The sequence below is a fragment of the Terrihalobacillus insolitus genome (assembly GCF_028416575.1).
Lineage (GTDB): Bacteria > Bacillota > Bacilli > Bacillales > Amphibacillaceae > Terrihalobacillus > Terrihalobacillus insolitus.
Window position 1 is genome coordinate 1 of sequence record NZ_JAMQKB010000056.1, and the last position, 1,978, is coordinate 1,978.

General features: G+C 40.9%; 1 protein-coding gene, 1 pseudogene and 1 CRISPR repeat array. The gene and the pseudogene both read left to right on the plus strand.

All coding sequences use genetic code 11. The annotated features are described in order from the left end of the window. The first annotated feature begins 157 nt into the window (after nucleotides 1–157). Nucleotides 158–982: direct repeats of the CRISPR family, unit length 36 nt; unit sequence GTTTTAGCACCCTGTGATTTTAGGTATTAATGAGAC. Nucleotides 983–1,105: 123 nt separating this feature from the next. Then, complete coding sequence (locus NC797_RS18205; protein ID WP_272438209.1) at nucleotides 1,106–1,618, plus strand: transposase; 513 nt, start codon at nucleotides 1,106–1,108, stop codon at nucleotides 1,616–1,618. After that, nucleotides 1,615–1,978 (plus strand): annotated as a pseudogene (locus tag NC797_RS18210) (helix-turn-helix domain-containing protein); the annotation flags it as partial. The gene NC797_RS18205 and the pseudogene NC797_RS18210, both read left to right, overlap by 4 nt.

The window sequence follows — 1,978 nt, forward strand, 5'->3', positions numbered from 1 at the left end:
GTTTATCGTAAAATCCCGACAACATATTGACTATTGTTTATAGCCAGTGGCATTGTGTGTGCCTAACAATGGGCAGCCACGTCATTGCCACTGGCATTTGAACCGACACTGAACCAGACTGCGGACAAAATAGAACTCCTGCTGCATGTGGGTATAGGTTTTAGCACCCTGTGATTTTAGGTATTAATGAGACTGGTTATCTTGTCGAGTGTAGTTATGATTTGTTTTAGCACCCTGTGATTTTAGGTATTAATGAGACAGACCAGGAAGGGCGGCGGTAAAACGTGATGTTTTAGCACCCTGTGATTTTAGGTATTAATGAGACAAGAGGATGCGAGGATGACAATCAAAGTGCGTTTTAGCACCCTGTGATTTTAGGTATTAATGAGACATGTCAACGTAGTAGCACTTAACGATCTGTGTTTTAGCACCCTGTGATTTTAGGTATTAATGAGACATGTCAACGTAGTAGCACTTAACGATCTGTGTTTTAGCACCCTGTGATTTTAGGTATTAATGAGACTTATTATTTTTGGTAATAACGGTATGACCAGTTTTAGCACCCTGTGATTTTAGGTATTAATGAGACATGACGTGGACACAGGTATTTATGTCTATAGTTTTAGCACCCTGTGATTTTAGGTATTAATGAGACCATTTTTGTTTTGGAGACATTGAACTCTGGGTTTTAGCACCCTGTGATTTTAGGTATTAATGAGACATATGAACCTATGATTAAAGTTGGCGAAGTTTTAGCACCCTGTGATTTTAGGTATTAATGAGACATTACAAGAAACAATAAGAGAAGAGGTTTGTTTTAGCACCCTGTGATTTTAGGTATTAATGAGACAGTATAAAGAAAATTGGGATGCGGAATACAGTTTTAGCACCCTGTGATTTTAGGTATTAATGAGACCATATTAGTAATATTAAATTGAAAAGAACCGTTTTAGCACCCTGTGATTTTAGGTATTAATGAGACACCATTTGACTCTAATGTTTTACGTTTATTGTTTTAGCACCCTGTGATCCCCCTCTGTTAGGATAGTTGTCGTACCCGCTTAGATGTTATAGTTTAAGTAAATGACACGGAGGTTGGTTCGATATGACAAAGAAAAATGGAATACGATATACGCAAGAACGCAAAACGGCTATTACGAAACGGATGATGCTACCACACAATGAAGCCGTGGCTCATATTGCGAAAGAAGAAGGCATTTCAGAAGTGACATTGTACAAATGGCGAAAAGAAGCTCGAACAGATGGTGCGGCGACACCTGGTAATGGACAAACAAGTGACAAATGGAGTAGCGAAGATAAGTTTTTAGTCGTGATGGAGACATTCTCGATGAATGAGGCAGAGCTTGGATCCTATTGCCGTAAGAAAGGTCTCTATCGGGAACAAATTGAAGCATGGAAAGATTCCTGTCTTCAAGCAAATGGACAAGCATTGAATCCATCCAAGCAGTTAAATGGTGTATTGAAGGAAGAACAGAAACGTGGCAAACAGCTAGAAAAAGAGCTACAGAAGAAAGATAAGGCACTGGCAGAAGCTGCCGCTTTATTACTGTTGCGAAAAAAGGCCCAAGCGATTTGGGGGGACGACGAGGGAGAATGATTAGCCCTTCAAATCGCGTATTCGCCATTGAACTCATACAAGAAGCAAATCAAAACGGCGCTCGATTAACAAAGGCATGCGAGGAACTCAACATTAGCGTTCGAACGTACGAACGTTGGGTAGCAGAATATGGAGTAAAAGTTGATCAACGCCCACTTGTAGAGCGTCCCGTACCGAAAAATAAGTTGTCCGAAGCAGAAAGAGAAGAAATACTCACGGTCGTCAACCAAGAGGCCTACGCTGATTTACCACCGACACAAATTGTCCCGAAACTGGCGGACAAAGGCATATACCTTGCATCCGAATCCACGTACTACCGTGTATTACGGGAAGAAAAAATGCAACATCACCGAGGTCGCA

Excerpts from the sequence above, each read along its gene's own strand:
- NC797_RS18205 (WP_272438209.1), top strand. The coding sequence starts at position 1,106 with ATGACAAAGAAAAATGGAATACGATATACGCAAGAACGCAAAACGGCT.